The sequence below is a fragment of the Sphingorhabdus sp. Alg239-R122 genome (genome assembly GCF_900537065.1).
GTDB lineage: Bacteria > Pseudomonadota > Alphaproteobacteria > Sphingomonadales > Sphingomonadaceae > Alg239-R122.
This window is the reverse complement of the sequence record NZ_UNRC01000001.1, coordinates 24,927-42,190: the sequence shown is the minus strand read 5'-3', so window position 1 is coordinate 42,190 and position 17,264 is coordinate 24,927. Positions and strand designations below refer to the sequence as shown.

18 protein-coding genes are annotated in these 17,264 nt (G+C 53.1%); 10 read left to right on the top strand and 8 right to left on the bottom strand.

The window, feature by feature from the left end; genetic code table 11:
* Nucleotides 1-9: 9 nt before the first annotated feature.
* Together G6Q15_RS00240 and G6Q15_RS00235 are read right to left on the bottom strand one after the other, a co-directional pair.
* The gene (locus G6Q15_RS00240; protein WP_164114363.1) at nt 10-1,560 is read right to left on the bottom strand and encodes a M28 family peptidase; all 1,551 of its coding nucleotides are present in this window, start codon (nt 1,558-1,560) and stop codon (nt 10-12) included.
* A gap of 66 nt (nt 1,561-1,626) precedes the next feature.
* Entirely contained in the window at nt 1,627-2,226 is a 600-nt protein-coding gene (locus G6Q15_RS00235; protein WP_164114361.1) for a DUF937 domain-containing protein, read from the bottom strand.
* Between the two features lie 214 nt (nt 2,227-2,440).
* On the opposite strand from G6Q15_RS00235, the gene G6Q15_RS00230 reads away from it, so the two are divergent.
* The gene (locus G6Q15_RS00230; RefSeq protein WP_164114358.1) at nt 2,441-2,803 is read left to right on the top strand and encodes a DUF3597 domain-containing protein; all 363 of its coding nucleotides are present in this window, start codon (nt 2,441-2,443) and stop codon (nt 2,801-2,803) included.
* Between the two features lie 133 nt (nt 2,804-2,936).
* Here G6Q15_RS00230 and G6Q15_RS00225 read toward each other — a convergent pair whose 3' ends face one another.
* Nucleotides 2,937-4,532 carry a phosphoenolpyruvate carboxykinase gene (locus tag G6Q15_RS00225; protein ID WP_164114356.1) on the bottom strand — a complete coding sequence of 532 codons (1,596 nt, stop codon included), beginning with the start codon at nt 4,530-4,532 and terminating at the stop codon, nt 2,937-2,939.
* Nucleotides 4,533-4,758: 226 nt separating this feature from the next.
* Between G6Q15_RS00225 and G6Q15_RS00220 the strand changes: the two genes are divergently transcribed.
* The 7 genes from G6Q15_RS00220 (at nt 4,759) to G6Q15_RS00190 (ending at nt 10,034) form a co-directional block, all read left to right on the top strand.
* Nucleotides 4,759-5,466 (top strand): response regulator transcription factor, encoded by a 708-nt coding sequence (locus tag G6Q15_RS00220; RefSeq protein WP_164114354.1) that lies wholly within the window; start codon nt 4,759-4,761, stop codon nt 5,464-5,466.
* On the top strand, nt 5,435-7,030 hold the full coding sequence (locus tag G6Q15_RS00215; RefSeq protein WP_164114352.1) for an ATP-binding protein: 1,596 nt from the start codon (nt 5,435-5,437) through the stop codon (nt 7,028-7,030). Before G6Q15_RS00220 ends, G6Q15_RS00215 begins: the two co-directional genes overlap by 32 nt.
* A 4-nt stretch (nt 7,031-7,034) precedes the next feature.
* Nucleotides 7,035-7,466 carry a serine kinase gene (locus G6Q15_RS00210; protein WP_164114350.1) on the top strand — a complete coding sequence of 144 codons (432 nt, stop codon included), beginning with the start codon at nt 7,035-7,037 and terminating at the stop codon, nt 7,464-7,466.
* A 46-nt stretch (nt 7,467-7,512) separates the two neighbouring features.
* Nucleotides 7,513-8,445, top strand: coding sequence for an RNase adapter RapZ (gene rapZ, locus G6Q15_RS00205; protein ID WP_240330676.1), 933 nt, complete (start codon nt 7,513-7,515; stop codon nt 8,443-8,445).
* Between the two features lie 67 nt (nt 8,446-8,512).
* The gene (locus G6Q15_RS00200) at nt 8,513-8,917 is read left to right on the top strand and encodes a PTS sugar transporter subunit IIA (RefSeq protein ID WP_164114348.1); all 405 of its coding nucleotides are present in this window, start codon (nt 8,513-8,515) and stop codon (nt 8,915-8,917) included.
* Nucleotides 8,918-9,190, top strand: a complete 273-nt coding sequence (locus tag G6Q15_RS00195) for an HPr family phosphocarrier protein (protein WP_164114346.1) — start codon at nt 8,918-8,920, stop codon at nt 9,188-9,190. It abuts the gene before it with no gap.
* Nucleotide 9,191: 1 nt separating this feature from the next.
* Nucleotides 9,192-10,034 (top strand): RNA methyltransferase, encoded by an 843-nt coding sequence (locus tag G6Q15_RS00190; RefSeq protein ID WP_164114343.1) that lies wholly within the window; start codon nt 9,192-9,194, stop codon nt 10,032-10,034.
* Nucleotides 10,035-10,043: 9 nt separating this feature from the next.
* Here G6Q15_RS00190 and rmuC read toward each other — a convergent pair whose 3' ends face one another.
* From rmuC to recR, 3 genes are all read right to left on the bottom strand, one after another.
* A complete protein-coding gene (rmuC, locus tag G6Q15_RS00185; RefSeq protein ID WP_240330675.1) occupies nt 10,044-11,471 on the bottom strand; it encodes a DNA recombination protein RmuC in 1,428 nt (475 codons plus the stop codon).
* A gap of 87 nt (nt 11,472-11,558) precedes the next feature.
* The gene (gene def / locus G6Q15_RS00180; protein ID WP_164114339.1) at nt 11,559-12,125 is read right to left on the bottom strand and encodes a peptide deformylase; all 567 of its coding nucleotides are present in this window, start codon (nt 12,123-12,125) and stop codon (nt 11,559-11,561) included.
* Nucleotides 12,126-12,180: 55 nt separating this feature from the next.
* Nucleotides 12,181-12,777: a recombination mediator RecR gene (gene recR, locus G6Q15_RS00175; protein ID WP_164114336.1), complete on the bottom strand. Its 597-nt coding sequence runs from the start codon at nt 12,775-12,777 to the stop codon at nt 12,181-12,183.
* A gap of 62 nt (nt 12,778-12,839) precedes the next feature.
* Between recR and fmt the strand changes: the two genes are divergently transcribed.
* Nucleotides 12,840-13,745, top strand: a complete 906-nt coding sequence (gene fmt, locus G6Q15_RS00170) for a methionyl-tRNA formyltransferase (RefSeq protein WP_164115038.1) — start codon at nt 12,840-12,842, stop codon at nt 13,743-13,745.
* The gene (gene truA, locus G6Q15_RS00165) at nt 13,742-14,485 is read left to right on the top strand and encodes a tRNA pseudouridine(38-40) synthase TruA (RefSeq protein WP_164114334.1); all 744 of its coding nucleotides are present in this window, start codon (nt 13,742-13,744) and stop codon (nt 14,483-14,485) included. Before fmt ends, truA begins: the two co-directional genes overlap by 4 nt.
* A gap of 3 nt (nt 14,486-14,488) precedes the next feature.
* On the opposite strand, the gene G6Q15_RS00160 is transcribed toward truA, so the two are convergent.
* Nucleotides 14,489-15,715, bottom strand: a complete 1,227-nt coding sequence (locus G6Q15_RS00160; protein ID WP_164114333.1) for a pyridoxal-dependent decarboxylase, exosortase A system-associated — start codon at nt 15,713-15,715, stop codon at nt 14,489-14,491.
* A complete protein-coding gene (locus tag G6Q15_RS00155) occupies nt 15,712-17,262 on the bottom strand; it encodes an acyl-CoA ligase (AMP-forming), exosortase A system-associated (protein ID WP_240330674.1) in 1,551 nt (516 codons plus the stop codon). The genes G6Q15_RS00160 and G6Q15_RS00155 overlap by 4 nt, the downstream gene beginning before the upstream one ends.
* Between the last annotated feature and the right edge of the window lie 2 nt (nt 17,263-17,264).

Sequence of the window (17,264 nt, the reverse complement as noted above, 5' to 3'; positions counted from 1 at the left end):
TCGCCAGTTTTATTCGACTGATTCCTTATCTGGCTCCGGTCCTGTCTGCCTGGCCCAGTCTTCTGCTGAATATGTCTCAAAATTCGCGAAGTGGCGCGCCAACGCAATGTGCAGGTCGGTGTCCTGTGCCGCACCGCCCAATTCCATACCCGCCACAGCCTCATCTTCTGGACCATGGTAGACACTGCCCAGAAATTTTTGCAGCAATTCCATGTCGGCGAAAGAGCCCCCTACCATCAATGAAGGCACACCCTTGGCTGCAAGGGCCCATCCATCCTGGCGGCGGATAAAGGCATTGGCGTCCTTGCTGGACTCTATATCACGGCCCAGTTTGCGGGCCACGTATTCAATGGCGGGATCCAGTGATGTTTCCCCACGCCCTATAATTGCAACTTTTGCATCCCGCGGGGCAATGGCAATTGTATCTATATTGAGCGCAATGACGATGTCTTTCAGCGGAATGTTCGAATTTTCGGCATAGGCATAAGCGCCCAACAAACCCTGCTCTTCAGCAGTCGTTCCCATAAAATAGATATCACGGTCATGCTGCGGCTCTTTGGCAAGCCGCTTGGCCGCTTCGATAAGCACGGCAATGCCGCTCGCATTATCCACCGCACCATTGCAAATCCGATCTTCCGCACCTTCATCACGGCAGATACCGATATGGTCCCAGTGGCCAAGCATCAAAATTGCCCCTGCATCGGGGTTTTTACCGGGCAGTTTGGCAATTACATTATAACTTGGGAAACGATAAACCTGTGTAGAGGCAAGCAAACTAGCGTTAAGCGGTAGATTCCGTCCGGTAAAGTCAGCCTTACCGGCATCCCCTTTTGTCTCACTCCAGTTCATTTTTGCCGAATTGAAAAGCCGTTTAACAAACGCGCCGCTTACAGCACCATCAAGTGGCAAAGCTGTGTCTTTGCTCTGGAGATTGATACTGCGGCCTGTATAGCCGGACAGAACTCTGGACCATGGGAAGCTACCGTCAAAAATAGTCAATACAGCGGCCGCGCCTGCGTCACTCAACTGCTTGCGGCGTTCAACAAAGCTCTTCCCATCTTCGCCAGCAAATGGGGGGGCAGAAAAATGCAGCAGTGCAATCTTGCCCGAAACATCTGTGTTAACCTTACCCTGCGCATCCACACCATAGCCTGTATAAACGACCGGTGCATTGCGAACGGCTGCACTGCTATCATGGCTACGCAAGATAATTTCATCAGAAATAGATAAAGAACGATTGCCCTTCGCAAAGCGCACCGTCTGCCCAAAATGTTTGCGTTGGACCATTTGCACCGGCGCATACCATGGATGTGCTGGATCGTTCGTGCCAGAAACAAGGCCAGCCTTGTTCCATTGATTGGCAATATATTCCAGCGTTTTGGTTTCGCCTTCGGTTCCAGGCATCCGCCCGGAAAAATCATCATTGGCCAATATTTCGATATGCCCGCGAATGTCATCTTCGCTTACATCCTGCGCAAGGACTGCACCCGGTGAACCTGTAACAGAGACAATGAATAAAAATGCGACGAAACCCGCAAAATACGAACACTTGTCTGGCATATATATAAACTCTCTATCCTAGCTGGGTGGTATGACTACCACCCAGCTGGACATTAATGCATCATATTAGCGGTTAAACTTTGAAGCCATTCCTATGATATCGTCGAGTGGATTTCCGTCACCATCCAGGTCAAGCATGGAACCAAGTCCGCCAAGGACACCACCTTGCGATTTATTGCCGCCCAGAACACCGCCCAGGACATTACCCAATATACCGCCAAGTGCACCGCCACCAGCTGTCTGACCCGCGCCGCGATTGCCTCCTGCCTGATTGGCCATATAACCAGCCACCAGCATGGACAGTATCGGCAGCATTTTCTTCAGTATAGACGTATCAAGACCGGTTTGTTGAGCAGCGCTGCCTGCGACAGTCCGGCTAACATCCTTTGACCCAAAAATCTGACCCAGGATTTCATTGCCCTTAGACACATTGGTGGGCTGTTTACCAAGAACGTTTTCAAGCAGCCCTGTACCGCCCAGGCCCCCAATCATGCCGACAAGGTCTTCAATACCTCCAGGCTGAGCTTGTGTCTGCTTTTTGAAACCGCCCAATATAGCCGGCAGCAGCGCCGCGGCGCCCGTTTGTGCCATGTTCTTGTCGATCCCCAGATCATTGGCCAGCGATTCAAGGCCGCCTGTCTGTTGCAAAACTTCCATTATATTCATTAGAGCATCTCCCTCAATTATATACTTACCAGGGCAACGTACCCTAAGCTTGCCGATATGGTTAGCCGAATTTACATGAGCAAACCAGCCCAAGCTGTTTTAGATAAGACATTTTACACTGTTTTAGAATCACCTGCATTGTGCAACAAGGGAACAATCCTTATGTGCAAGGAGTAGCTTGATAACATCAATTCTTTTTAGGGAAGGACAAATAATGGGAATTTTCAGCACAATTAAGAACGCAATTTTCGGAACGAAGGACGAGCCGGAAGCAGTCGACGCAACAGCAACAAGCACCGAGAGTGCCGCGCCAATCAGCGCAGTAGATGTTGAGCAGGTTCTGTCGGCCAAAGCGGCCTCAACAGGCGGAGACTTGAACTGGCGCACATCAATCGTTGATCTGATGAAACTGCTGGGCATTGATTCCAGCCTGTCCAACCGCAAAGAGCTGGCTCAGGAGCTGGGTTATACCGGCGCACTGGACGGCAGCGCAGAAATGAACATCTGGCTGCACAAAGCAGTGATGCGCGAACTTGCGAAAAATGGTGGTCAGGTTCCTGCCGACCTTACCGACTGATCTACTTTATCAGTAATAATCAGGCGTCCGGATTCCGGGCGCCTTTTTATTTGCCCTACATCTTATCTGCACGGATAGAAAAAGGACCTCCCCGTTTCCAGGAAAGCCCCTTTTATCTTATGAATTTGTACGTTTATGCAGCGCTGGGGGCTGCTTCACGGACATTCTCGTCCACATGTTCAGCAAACTGCGCAAAGTTATCAACGAACAGCTGCACAAGCTTATGTGCAGTCGCATCATATTCCGCGCCATCACTCCATGTCGAGCGCGGATCAAGGATAGCGCTATCCACACCCGGCACAGCCACGGGCACTTCAAAACCAAAATTCTCATCGATACGGAATTCAGCATCGTTGAGGCTGCCATCAAGAGCTGCATTTAATAGCGCCCGTGTTGCCTTGATCGGCATACGGTGTCCCACACCATATTTACCACCAGTCCAGCCGGTATTGACCAACCAACATGTTACGCCGCCTTTGGCAATTCGCTCTTTCAGAAGATTTCCGTAAACTGACGGGTGACGTGGCATGAAAGGCGCGCCAAAGCATGTCGAAAATGTAGCTTCTGGTTCCGTTACACCGATTTCAGTGCCGGCAACTTTGGCCGTATAACCTGACAAGAAGTGATACATGGCCTGTTCGGGCGTCAGCCGTGAAATTGGCGGCAGAACGCCAAAGGCATCAGCTGTCAGCATGATGATATTCTTCGGTACCGGCCCCATATTTTTTTCCGATGTGTTCGGAATAAAATCGATCGGGTAAGCACCTCGGGTATTTTCCGCCAGGCTATTGTCATCCAGATTCAGCGTACGGGTTTCAGCATCCATCACCACATTTTCAAGCACCGTGCCGAAACGCTGTGTCGTGGCGTAGATTTCCGGTTCCGCTTCGGGGTCCAGGCGAATCATTTTCGCGTAGCACCCGCCTTCAAAATTGAAGACAGCCGTATCCGACCATCCATGCTCGTCATCGCCGATAAGTGTACGGCTAGCATCTGCGGATAATGTTGTTTTGCCCGTACCAGACAGGCCAAAAAATACTGCGGTGTCACCATTCTTGCCCATGTTGGCGGAACAGTGCATCGGCATCACACCCTCAAGTGGCAACAAATAATTGAGAAGACCGAAAACCGACTTCTTCATCTCGCCGGCATAAGCTGTTCCGCCAATAAGGATCAGTTTTTCGGTTAGGTTTACCGCAATAACTGCCGGTCCATTTGTACCGTGGCGTTCTGGATCAGCCTGAAAGCTTGGCAGGTCAATAATCGTATATTCCGCTTCAAAGCCGTCCAACTCCTGAACTGTTGGGCGCACCAGCATCGTACGGATAAAAAGATTGTGCCACGCTAATTCATTGATCACACGCACATTAACGCGGTGTTCCGGCTGTGAACCGCCGAAAAGCTCCTGTACGTATAGCTGATCTTTTTGGCCAACAGCCTTGAAGAAATCTTCTTTCAGAATGGCAAAATGTTCAGGTGACATGGCTTTGTTCGTTTTGCCCCACCACACTGTATCTTCCGTCTCGGCATCACGCACCATGAACTTGTCATTTGCTGAACGTCCTGTGTGCTGGCCTGTCGCCACTACAAGCGGACCCGATGCTGCCAAATGTCCTTCACCATTGCGAATCGCTTGTTCCACGAGTGCGGCACGCTGAAGATTGGAATCGATATCGGCATTGGTCTCAATACCCATTGCTCTTAGGGCTGCGTGGCTGGAATCTGTCATTTAATCCTCACTGTCAAAGCGAATTATGGGGTGGCATCGCATGACATATCCTCATACGTATGCACTTTGGTCGCGGTTCGCTTAAAACATGCAGCATCACGCGTCAAATTGACATTTTCTTGACAAGGTTGTCACTAACAGACTTTACTCGCAACCACGCAGATGCGAATAAAAACAGCAACATTCATGCGTGATTATTCGAAACCAGTGAGGTAAAGGCAGTGGCATGACAGCAACAATCGCACTGGTTGACGATGACCGGAATATCCTGACCTCTGTATCCATAGCTCTTCAGTCGGAGGGTTATATAACACGCCTGTATTCAGACGGTGAAACAGCGCTGAAGGCCATCACCGAAAACCCGCCTGACCTGGCCGTTTTCGATATTAAAATGCCGCGCATGGACGGGTTGGAGTTATTACGCAGGGTAAGGGAAAAAAGTGCCTTACCCGTTATATTCCTCACCTCAAAAGATGATGAGCTTGATGAGGCACTTGGTCTTGCAATGGGCGCGGATGACTATATCTCCAAACCGTTTTCGCAGCGTCTTTTGCTGGCCCGGATAAAAGCCATACTGCGTCGCACAGAATTTATCAAAAACGATGACCGGCAGGATGAAACGGCTATCAGTGAACCTATAATACGCGGTAGCCTGCATATGGACCCGGCACGCCATATGGTGAAATGGCAAGATGAACCACTTACCCTGACAGTGACTGAGTTCATGATACTTGAAGCACTGGCCACGCGGCCAGGTGTGGTCAAAACACGCAACCAGTTAATGGACGCAGCCTATCAGGATGATGTCTATGTCGATGACCGCACCATTGATAGCCATATCAAGCGCCTACGCCGGAAGTTTCGGGAAATTGACGAGCAGTTTTCAGCAATAGATACATTATATGGAGCCGGTTATCGCTTCTCGGAAGAATGAAGATGGCGGTTCTGACCTATCGCTATTCTGGACACGGCGGCTGTCGCTGACCACACGGATATTGGCCGTGAATATACTCGCGCTCGCTATATTGGCTGGCAGCTTTTTTTATCTCGACAATTACCGCGCGCAGCTCGTCAACGAGCGTATCGAACAGGCCAGGGAAAAGGCCGCCATTATCGCAAATGCGCTATCGCAAGACATCGATCGGGATGCAAAGCGCGCATTTATTGCAGACGTTGGATCCAAGACAGAAAGCCGTGTGCGTATATATGGAGCCAGCGGCCGGAAAGTAATGGACAGTTTTGATGTCATGCCGCCTTCCTACACTCTGCGCGACCCTGCAGAAGAACCATGGCGGAAAGACGCAGCCAGGTTTCTTGACAAGATCATCGAGGCCATTGTCCTGTCACCTGAAGTGGAGAGGTTTGCGCCGCCGAAAGCAGATACAGCCAGCGCATGGCCGGAATTATCCGAATCCTCAAAGACAATAACACCTGTTGTCAGATATAGGCATGCGCCAGATCGCACGCCGTACATCAGCGCCGCGACACAAACCGCAAAACTAGGCAAATTTGTACTGGTCACCGAAAATGCACGCGATATTACCCGCATAGTGCGTGATCAAAGAGCCCTGCTGGCAATTATCATCCTGATCGTCACAGCGTTTTCCATACTTTTATCACTGTTTCTTGCACGGACAATTGTGCGTCCCCTCAGACGGCTTTCTCGCGCTGCAGTGCGTGTTAGGCTTGGCCGGGCACGAGAGGTTGTAGTTCCACGGCTACCCGAACGCCGCGATGAAATAGGCATGCTGGCACGGGCCTTGTCCGATATGAGTCTGGCCATACGCGACCGGATTGATGCAACGGAAAATTTCGCCGCTGATGTCAGCCATGAGATTAAAAACCCACTGGCTTCACTGCGAAGCGCACTGGAAGGGTTAAGTGCAATCAAAGATCCAAAATTGCAGCAACAATTACTTGATATTGCAGAAAATGATGTCCGGCGGCTTGATCGGTTGATTACCGATATATCCGAAGTATCGCGTGTGGATGCTCAATTGTCCCGCACAAAATTCGAACAGATCGATCTGGGCGAAATGGTGGAAAATGTGCTTGCGGCGCGTGAAGAAAGAGAATTGAACCATGGACGGCAGATTGCCTTTGCGCGGCCCAGGCGCGGCGTTGCTACAGTGCTTGGGGAAGCCATCAGGCTGGAGCGCGTAATTACCAACCTGCTGGACAATGCTGTATCTTTCTCACCGGAAGGGAGCCTTATCGAAGTTGTTGCGACCCGCGCAAGTAATGTCGTCCACATCCGTATTACAGATAGTGGTCCTGGCGTCCCCGAAAGTGAGCGCGAGGCAATTTTCCGTCGCTTTCACAGCATACGCCCTGGCGATGAGGATTTCGGTAAACATAGCGGGCTAGGCCTAGCCATCGCCCGCACCATCATTGAGGCCCATAACGGCAAGCTCAGCGTCTGCGAACGTGAAGATGGCAGGTCAGGTGCCTGCTTTCGCATAACTTTGCCTGCGGGTGTATCCAGCCAGGTCCAGTAACGCTATGACTGATAGGGAAATCATATATCCAGCCTGCTCTGTTTGTGTTGAGGGAAGCGCAATCTTAGTCGCAGGTATATCTGGCTCTGGAAAATCAGAATTGTGCCTGCACCTTGTTGATCGCGGCGCAATACTCATCAGCGACGACCAGACACTGCTAAAAAATGATGCCGGTAAACTATATGCATATCCCGCGCCAAATATCGCTGGACGAATCGAAGTTCGCAACCTGGGTATCATGAAAACGCCTTATGCCAGCAAAGTTCCAGTTGGCCTCATTATCGTATTGGAAAAAGAAGCTCCGCGTTTTATCAATGCGCCAGGGCAGGAAATTATTGGCGATATAAAGATCCCTCGCATTAAAATGGATGCGCATGGGAGCGCGCTTTCGATAAAGGCCGAATGGGCATTGCGTGCTTACGGGCTATCATTGTAAGCAAAGCTGGTTTTCCGTCTATTTTCTGTGAGTAATAATAACGGCCATGCCAAAAACTTCGGACACACAGCGTACTTCGCAAAACATCATGCTTGTGACCGGCCTTTCGGGGGCGGGCAAATCAACAGCTCTGCGTACATTGGAAGATCTGGGTTGGGAGGCAGTCGATAACTTCCCGATACGCCTTTTGGGAAGATTGCTTGAAACCCCCCTGCCCGCCGCTACTGGCATCAGACACGCTCCCCTTGCCATCGGTTTTGACAGCCGTACGCGCGGTTTTGACCCCGAAGCGATTATCCGAAAGGTCGAATCGCTTAACAGCAAAACCCATTTGAGCATCTCGACACTATATCTGGATTGTTCCGGCGCTGAACTGGAGCGCCGGTATAACGAGACACGGCGGCCGCATCCGCTCGCCAAAGATCGCCTGGCCAGCAATGGAATAGCGTTGGAGCGTGAAATGATGCAGCCTTTGCGAGATTGGGCAGAACACATTATGGACACAACCGCTTTTGCCGCTAATGAGTTGCAACAGGCTATACGCGAACAGTTCATGCTGGAAGAAGACCGGCAACCCACCCTTACAATCACGAGCTTTGGCTTTGCGCGAGGTATGCCGCCTGTCGCTGATCTGGTGTTTGATATGCGCTTCCTGCGCAATCCGCACTGGGATAGCCAGCTGCGACCGCTTACCGGACAAGATAAAGCAGTAGGGGAATATGTTCGCCAGGATAAGGCTTTCGAGGAGGCCTATTGCCGCATACTGGATCTGATAAGTTTTCTTCTCCCGCGTTACGCAGCGCAGGGTAAAGCCTATGTCAATATCGCCTTTGGATGCACGGGCGGACGGCACAGGTCCGTATTTACTGCGGAGCAAATGGCGAAGGACTTGCGTGACGCTGGCTTTTCGCCCACTATTTCCCACCGCAATCTTGCGTCACCACCTGCCGATAAACTGGAAGGCAAACCAAACACATGATATGGGCGGCAACTTATGAATTTGAAAAAGCAGGACAGGCTATTTTGAACCGGAGTTTTCTCGCCCAATGATAGGCATGGTTTTGGTCACTCACGGCAGGCTGGCAGAAGAATTTCTGGTGGCGATGGAGCACGTTGTCGGCAAACAGAAGAACATTGCCACCATCTGCATCGGCCCGCATGATGATATGGAGCAAAGGCGGCAGGATATTGCCGCTGCCATTACCAAAGTCGATGGCGGTGATGGTGTCATCATACTTACAGACCTTTTTGGTGGTACGCCTTCCAACCTGGCCATTTCGCTGCTTGAGGCAAACCGTGTCGAGGTCATTGCCGGGGTTAACCTGCCCATGCTGATCCGTCTGGAAGGCGCACGAAAATCCATGACCGTCGCTGACGCCGTTACTGCTGCGCGAGAGGCAGGGCAGAAATATATCAGTGTTGCATCAGAGCTTCTCGGGCTGGAACAGTAAATGCCGTCTCAAGAAATTTTGATCACCAATCAGCGTGGCCTGCACGCACGGGCCAGCGCAAAATTTGTCACCATGGCGTCCAAACTACCGGAAGAACTAAAAATCACCGTAGCAAAGGATGGGTCACAGGTGAACGGCGACAGCATAATGGGGCTCATGATGCTTGGCGCAGCAAGGGGCGATCATGTGACGGTCAATGTTGAAGGAGAAGACGCAGAGATATATCTGAAAAAACTTGTCGGCCTTATCAAAGACGGTTTTGGCGAGGATTGATGTGAATACAGATTTTTCGGCCCATGGTGAAGTCGATGCAGACGGCAACCGTATCATTACCGGATTTTCCAACCCGCTTGTCAAACAGGTGCGCAGCCTGCGTGAAAAAAAGCACCGTAAACGCAGCGGTCATTTTCTCGCCGAGGGACTGCGTCTACTCACCGAAGCGCGCGAAGAAGGCTATGTACCGGTCATGCTCTTTATGTCTGATTCACGCGACGAACATCCGCTTGTCAGTGCGCTTGAAAACGCGGTGCGGGAAAATGACGGGCAGATAATTAAAACCACCCGTGAGATATTGTCGAAAATGTCGGGCAAGGATAATCCGCAGACAGTGCTGGGTGTATACCGTGACCATGCCATTAACTTGAATGACATTGACCGTCATCGCGCCAATATCTGGCTAGTGGCGCAGTCGCTGCGGGATCCGGGCAATCTGGGTACGATATTACGCACCGGCGATGCGGTTGGTGCAGGTGGGTTGATACTGGTGGATGATTGTGTTGATGCGTTTTCAGTCGAAGCCGTACGTTCCAGCATGGGGGCCATTTTTACACAGAAAATTGTACAGGCACCCTGGCCGGAATTTCTGAAATGGTTACGCGGAGGTGAAGGTCAACTTGTCGGCACCAGCCTGAATACAGACAATGACTATCAGGGTGTAAAATATGAAGCGCCCACGTTTCTGCTGATTGGCAATGAAGCGCAGGGACTGCCCTCGGATTATGAGACAGAGTGCGACACGCTCGTCAAAATGCCGATGATGGGCAAAGCTGACAGTCTGAATGCAGCGGTTGCAACGGCTGTCATGGCTTATGAAGTGTTAAACCAGCAACGGAAGTGATCAAATTGGTTATTCGGCCTTTTTTTTAGCCGAATCAGGGTTTTCAATAAGCTCTTTTTCCGCCTCACTGCCATAACGCGGCAGCGCCTCTACCGGTGGTACTTCTTCCAGCTCACGCTTACCGGTTTCGATATTAAGTTCGGCAAAACGTTTGCCGGTAGACATTACGTTGCGTTCGAAGCTTCCGACAAATTTGTTATAGTTATTGACCGCGCCGGTCAGGCCGGTTCCGACACGTTTCAGATGCTCTGCTGCCGTGGCGAGCCGATCATACATTTCCTTGCCCAGCGCACCAATCTGCTTGGCTTCGCGTGCCAACCCTTCCTGCCGCCAGACAGATGCCACGGTGCGGGCAATAGCGACAAGATTAGTCGGCGTTGCCAAAAGCACTTTCTTTTCAAAGGCATGATCCCAGAGTGTGTTGTCATGCTCCAATGCGGCCGATAGAAAATGCTCACCCGGCACAAACATGATGACATAGTCCGGCGCATCCTCAAACTGATCCCAATAGGCTTTGCGCGACAAGCCATCGACATGCGTTTTCATAGATTGGCAGTGCGCTGCCAGTGCAAGATCACGGGTTTCATCGTCTTCTGCCTCAAACGCATCCTGATAGGCATTGAGCGACACTTTGGCATCGATCACCAGTGAACGCCCGCCCGGTACGCGAACAATCGCATCGGGGCGCGCCCTGCCCTCATCGGTGTCAACACTCACTTCCATCTGAAAATCGGTATGCTCGGCAAGCCCGCAGGTTTCGAGCACATTGCGCAGCTGCTGCTCACCCCACCGGCCCCGCGCTTTAGGCGCATTGCGCAAACTATTGACGAGCCGTGCTGCCTCGCTCCGAATTGCCTCCTGCCCCAGCTTCATGTCACCCATCAGGCCTTTTAGGTCCCCATAGGCTTCATTGCGTTCTTTCTCGATCTTCTGGACGCTTTCCTCATAGGCTTTGAGCCGCTCACCTACTGGATTCATCAGTGATTTGATTTTCGCCTCATGCTTTTCTTCGGCCTGATTAAACCGTGCATCGGCGCGCTCCAAAAATGCCTTCTGCGCCTCGCCAAGCAGCTTACCGCCCACTTCGCTGAACTGCGCAGACAGGGCTTCTTTCGCCTCAACAAGCTGCTGCAACTGCTTTTCATGGTTTGCCGCATCCGCCTTCATCGCGGCCAGATCAGCTTTCAGGATTTCGCGTTCAGTCCGGTAAGTCTCCAACCGCTCGCCAAGCGTATCCGCGCGGTTTGCGCGCTCTTCCGCTCCAGCTAAATCACGAATAGATGCACGAAATTTTTCCCTTAGTTCCCTGAGCTCTGATTCAGACTCTTCACGCTCTTTACGAATATCAGTAAGCGGACGGCTTCCCAAAAACCAACCCAGCCCAACTCCAATGAGCAACGCCAATACCGTCAGCAAGACCGACAAAAATTCACCCAACGCCCTATATCTCCTAACTGGAACGAAATAGGAACTTAGGCGCAAAAAGCGCTGCATTCAATTGTTAATTTGCGGAACTTTCGAGGCTTAAGCGGCCTTGCGCATTTTGTTGAGTTTTTTGAGCACCATCTGCCGCTTGAGCCGCGACAGGTGGTCAATAAACAATATGCCTTCCAGATGATCCATCTCATGCTGCAGGCATGTCGCCATTAGCCCGTCCATATCTTCCTCATGCACCTTGCCATCCAGGTCGTGCCAGCGGGCGCGGATCTGCGCGGGGCGCTCCACTTCCGCATATTGGTCAGGTACCGATAAACAGCCTTCGTTATACAGCGACTGTTCGTCCGAAGGATCAAGAATTTCCGGATTGATGAAAATGCGCGGGTCATTGATGACCGGGCGGTGGTCATGACCGCACCCTTCATCACCGCAATCCTCTGCCTTCGCCTCTGGATCGGGTTCCTGCAAGTCGATCACCAGCACCCGCTTGGGCACGCCAACCTGTATCGCCGCAAGGCCGATGCCGGGCGCGGCATACATGGTTTCAAACATGTCCTCGACCAACTGTTTCAGCTCATCGTCGAATTTCTCAACCCGGGTTGAAACGGTTTTCAGCCGCGGATCGGGCACTTCTATGATCGGTAATATAGCCATAAGCGTAAAATAGCTGCGCTTGCCACAGTCTTCAAGGGGTTTGGTGTATCTAAAATCAGGCGATGGGTTTGCGTGCCCGAAGCGCCTGTGCCAGTGTGCCTTCATCAAGATAATCGAGCTCACCGCCCATCGGCAGGCCATGTGCCAGTTGGGTGAGCCGCACAGGGTATTTCTCCAGTCGCTCAGCGATATAATGCGCGGTAGTCTGCCCTTCCAGGGTAGCATTCATCGCCAGCACGACCTCATCAATATCGCCCGCATCCACACGTTCGATCAGCCGTGAAATGGTAAGATCTTCCGGCCGCACACCGTCAAGCGCGGAAAGTCGGCCACCCAGCACATGGTAACGCCCCAGGAACAGCCGTGATTTATCCAGCGCCCACAGGTCGGACACCTCTTCAACGACGCAAATGGCCCGCGTGTCGCGCCGCACGTCGGTGCATATGCCGCAAGGATTGATGGTATCAACATTCCCGCAATTGTCACAGGTCACCAGTTTTTCACGCACCTGTTCCATGGCCGAAACCAGCGGATCCAATGCCGTTTCACGCTTTTTAATGAGGTACAGCACCGCGCGGCGCGCAGAACGCGGCCCCAGTCCCGGCAGCCGTGCCAGCGCATTTGTCAGATCGTCTATCTCTTGCGATGCCATGCATAGGGCATTAGGGGGAAGGCACGCCTCCTGCCAAGCAAAATTTCATGAAGGAACCTGACATGCGCATCGCTTTTATGGGAACACCCGATTTTGCGGTCCCTACGCTGCGCGCTTTGCATGACGCAGGGCATAACATCGCGGCGGTTTATAGTCAGCCGCCCCGCCCCGCCGGACGTGGTAAGAAACTGCGCGCTTCACCCGTGCAAACGCTGGCAGAAGAATTGGGGATGGAGGTGCGCACACCGGTTTCGCTGAAAGGCAATGAAGCGAAAGCAGGGTTTGCAGCGCTTGAGCTGGATGTGGCGGTTGTTGCGGCATATGGGCTAATTCTACCACGCGCTGTGCTGGATGCGCCCAAATACGGCTGCCTCAATGTACATGGCTCCCTGCTCCCGCGCTGGCGTGGTGCGGCGCCAGTCCAACGCGCGATACTGGCTGGAGACAGCGAAACCGGCGTCACCATAATGCAGATGGAGGCGGGACTGGATACTGGCCCGATGCTGGCCAAGGCGAAAACACCTGTGGCGCACAAGACTGCCAGGGAGCTGACCGACGAAATCGCCGCAATTGGCGCGGAACTGATGGCGCAGGTAATTTCTGATCTGGGCAGCTACCCAGGCGAAATGCAGCCAGAAGAAGGCGTGACCTATGCGCACAAGATCGACAAAGCCGAAGCAAGGCTCGATTTTATGGCAAATGCCGTGCAGGTCGAACGCCAGGTACGCGCTTTCAATCCAATGCCAGGTGCGTTTTTTGAGCATGACGGCCAACGCTACCGTATCCATGCGGCAGAGATAGCTGATGCCTCCGGTGAGGCAGGCACAGTGCTTGACGATCGCCTGACGATCGCCTGTGCCAGCGGAGCCATCCGTCCGGCGGTTATCCAGCGCGCGGGCAAACCAGCCATGGAACTTGATAATTTCCTGCGCGGTAATGCCATAGCTGCTGGAACAGACCTTACATGACACGCTTTGCACTCACCCTCGAATTTGATGGCTCGCCCTATATGGGCCTGCAGCGCCAGGCACATGGCCCAAGCATACAGCAGAGCGTTGAGGAAGCCGCTGAAGCGATTACCGGCGAACAAGTGACCATGCACGCCGCAGGCCGCACCGATGCAGGGGTGCATGCCCATGCAATGCGCGCGCATATTGATATTACTAAAGAAATCAATGCTTTCCGTCTGATGGAAGGCATGAATGCCAAACTGCGCAACGAACCTATCGCGGTGCTGGCCTGTGAAGAAGTGCACGACGACTGGCACGCGCGTTTTTCCTGTATCGGACGCAGTTATATCTATCATATCACCAACCGCCGCGCCCCGCTCACGCTGGATAGGGCGCGCAGCTGGCAAGTGGCACCCCCATTGGACGCAGATGCCATGCATGACGCCGCACAGGTGCTTATTGGCAAGCATGATTTCACGACTTTCCGTTCCGCACACTGCCAGGCGCAAAGTCCAGTAAAGACATTGGACAGTATATCAGTGGAACGCCACGGCGACGTTATTGAGACGCATGTTGCCGCGCGCTCTTTCCTGCACCATCAAGTGCGTTCGATGGTCGGGTGCCTTGTGCTGGTGGGCAAAGGCAAATGGTCGGGTAAGGATTTACAGGACGCGCTGGATGCGGCGGACCGCCATGCTCTTGGCTTTAACGCCCCACCAGACGGGCTGTATTTTGCGCGGGCCAGCTATCCCGAATAGAGCCTAGACCAGCATTTCTATCGCCTTGCCCTGGCCCAGGAATTCTGCCGGACTAGCGCTGGCTCCATAGGCGCCAGCACAAAATATCGCCACCAGGTCACCCACATCCGCACGTGGGAGATGTGCCTTGTCAGCCAGCCGGTCAAGCGGTGTGCACAAACAGCCTACAATGTTCGCTTCTTCAGCGGGCTCTGCATCAAATTTCGTGGCAATCGCGGCCGGGTAATTGCGGCGTACCACTGTCCCGAAATTGCCGCTCGCGGCAAGCTGGTGATGCAGACCGCCATCGGTGACCAGATAGGTCTGGCCATGACTTTCCTTACGGTCAACAATCCGGGTCAGGTACACACCCGCCTCGCCCACCAGCCAGCGGCCCAGCTCTATCGCGAACTCGGTTTGCTGAAGCGCAGCTGGCAACTGATTAAATTCGGCCGATAGCGCATCGCCGATGCGCTTGATATCAACGGGTGTGTCCTTTGGAAAATACGGAATGCCAAAACCCCCGCCCAGATTAATATGTGCAGGGCTTTCGCCAATCATGTCGGAAAGATGTGCGGCAAGCCCCAGTGTCTGTTTTTGCGTGTCCACAATCGCGTCTGCATCCAGCGCCTGTGAACCCGCATAAATATGAAAACCACGCCAGTCCGCACCACCCGCGATAATCTCACGCGCCAGAGCAGGCACACGGTCCTGATCGACACCAAAAGGCTTTGCCCCCCCGCCCATGCGCATGCCCGAACCGCGTAGGTCAAATTCGGGATTGACCCGTATCGCCATTTTTGCCGTCGCTCCGGTTTTTTCAGCAATCGCCATTGCGCGCCGCGCTTCATTTTCGGATTCGATATTGAGCGTCACCCCCGCATCGATAGCCCTGGCCAGTTCGCGGTCCCGCTTGCCGGGACCTGCAAAGCTGATCTGCGCAGGATCGGCGCCCGCCCCCAGCACATGCAGAAATTCGCCTTCTGAAGCGATATCAATGCCATCTACAAGGGACACCATCAGTTCAAGCAGTGGTGCAAATGGATTGGCTTTCATTGCGTAATGGATGGAAAGCCGCTCCGGCATGGCCGTACGTAGCTCAGCGACACGCGCACGCAGCCGTTCTGCCGAATAGACAAATAAAGGCGTGTCGCCTGCCTTTTCGGCAAGTTCGCTGGCGGTGTAACCTGCGATTTCCAATTCGCCATCGCGCGTATCAAATCCCGCCGGTATAGGTCCTAACGGTTTCATGCTATCTGTTCCTCCGCAATTTTCTTGAGCACCGTGCGATCAAGTTTGCCGTTCGGGTTTTTGGGAAAACTCTCAAGCGCTATGATGTGATGCGGCACCATGAAATTGGGCAGCTCCTTTTTTAAAATCCGCCTCAGTTGTTCCGTGTCCAAACCCTGACCCATTTGCGGGCGTACGAACAGCACAATTTCGTGTCCCAACCGCGCATGGGCTATGCCCAGAGCAACAGTTTCAGCAACCAGTCCTGTATCCAGCGCTGTGTTTTCCACTTCTGCGGGGCTTATACGGTTGCCTGATGACTTTATCATAGCGTCACGGCGTCCCACAAAATAGATCAGGCCGTCCCTGTCGCGGCGCACACGATCACCGGACCATACGGCCATGCCACCAAATTCGGAAAAACCAGGTGCAGGCCTGAACCGCTCTGCAGTGCGGCTGGAATCCTGCCAATAGCCTTGCGCCACAAGCGGTCCCGCATGCACAAGCTCGCCCTCTTCTTCAGGCCCGGCTTTTTCCCCAGCATCATTCACCACCATGATTTCCGCAAAAGGTATCGCCTTGCCGATCGACAGCGGATTGTCATCAATCAGTGCGGGGTCAAGATAAGTGGAGCGAAATGCCTCTGTCAGGCCATACATCGCGTAAATGTCAGCATCGCAGAATATAGCGCGCAGCTGCCTGACTAACCGCTCTGTCAGCGCGCCGCCGGTATTGGTCAATCGCCGCAGCGGCGCAGAAGCCGCTGCCGGCCATTCCTGCTCGACCAATTGCACCCAGAGCGGCGGGATCGCGCCCAGTGTCGTGATTTCATGTTTCGCGCAGGCCTTTATCACATCGCGCGGCGTCAGGTAATCCAGCGGGACACAGCAGCCTCCCGCATACCAGGTCGAAAGCAACTGATTCTGGCCATAGTCGAAACTGAGCGGCATCACGCACAATGTCCGGTCGTCGGCCGTCACGTTCAGATATCCGGCCACACTGACTGCGCCCAGCCACAGATTGGCATGGCTGAGCATCACGCCCTTGGGTTGCCCTGTTGAGCCGCTGGTATATAATATTGCAACCAGGTCATCAGGAGCAGCATCTGATGGTCCGAGCGGGCTCTTGACCGCCTTCCACACCTCCATAGCCGGTTTTTCATCGTGCAATGCGCAACTGTCTGGTACATCACCGCCGCCAAGTGACTTCAACCGTGATGTATTGGAAATAAGGCATTTTGCACCACTATCCGCGAGGATATGCGCCACCTGCGCATGTTTGAGCAGCGGATTGATCGGGACATGCACCAATCCGGCCCGCGCTGTTGCCAGCGGCATGATACATGCCGTTTCCGTCTTGGGCAGCCATGTCGCGACACGGTCACCAGCAGCAAACCCCTGTTCCAGCAGCCAATGCGCCAGCTGCCCCACACGGCAGTCCAGTGCGCCGTAATCCAACGTTTCATCGCGCAATTTCAACGCTGAATCCTTGGTTTTCCGGCTCAACACAAGATGATCGAGTGGTTTGGCCTGTGGGACTGTGGGTGTGTATTTTTTGGACTGATGCAAGG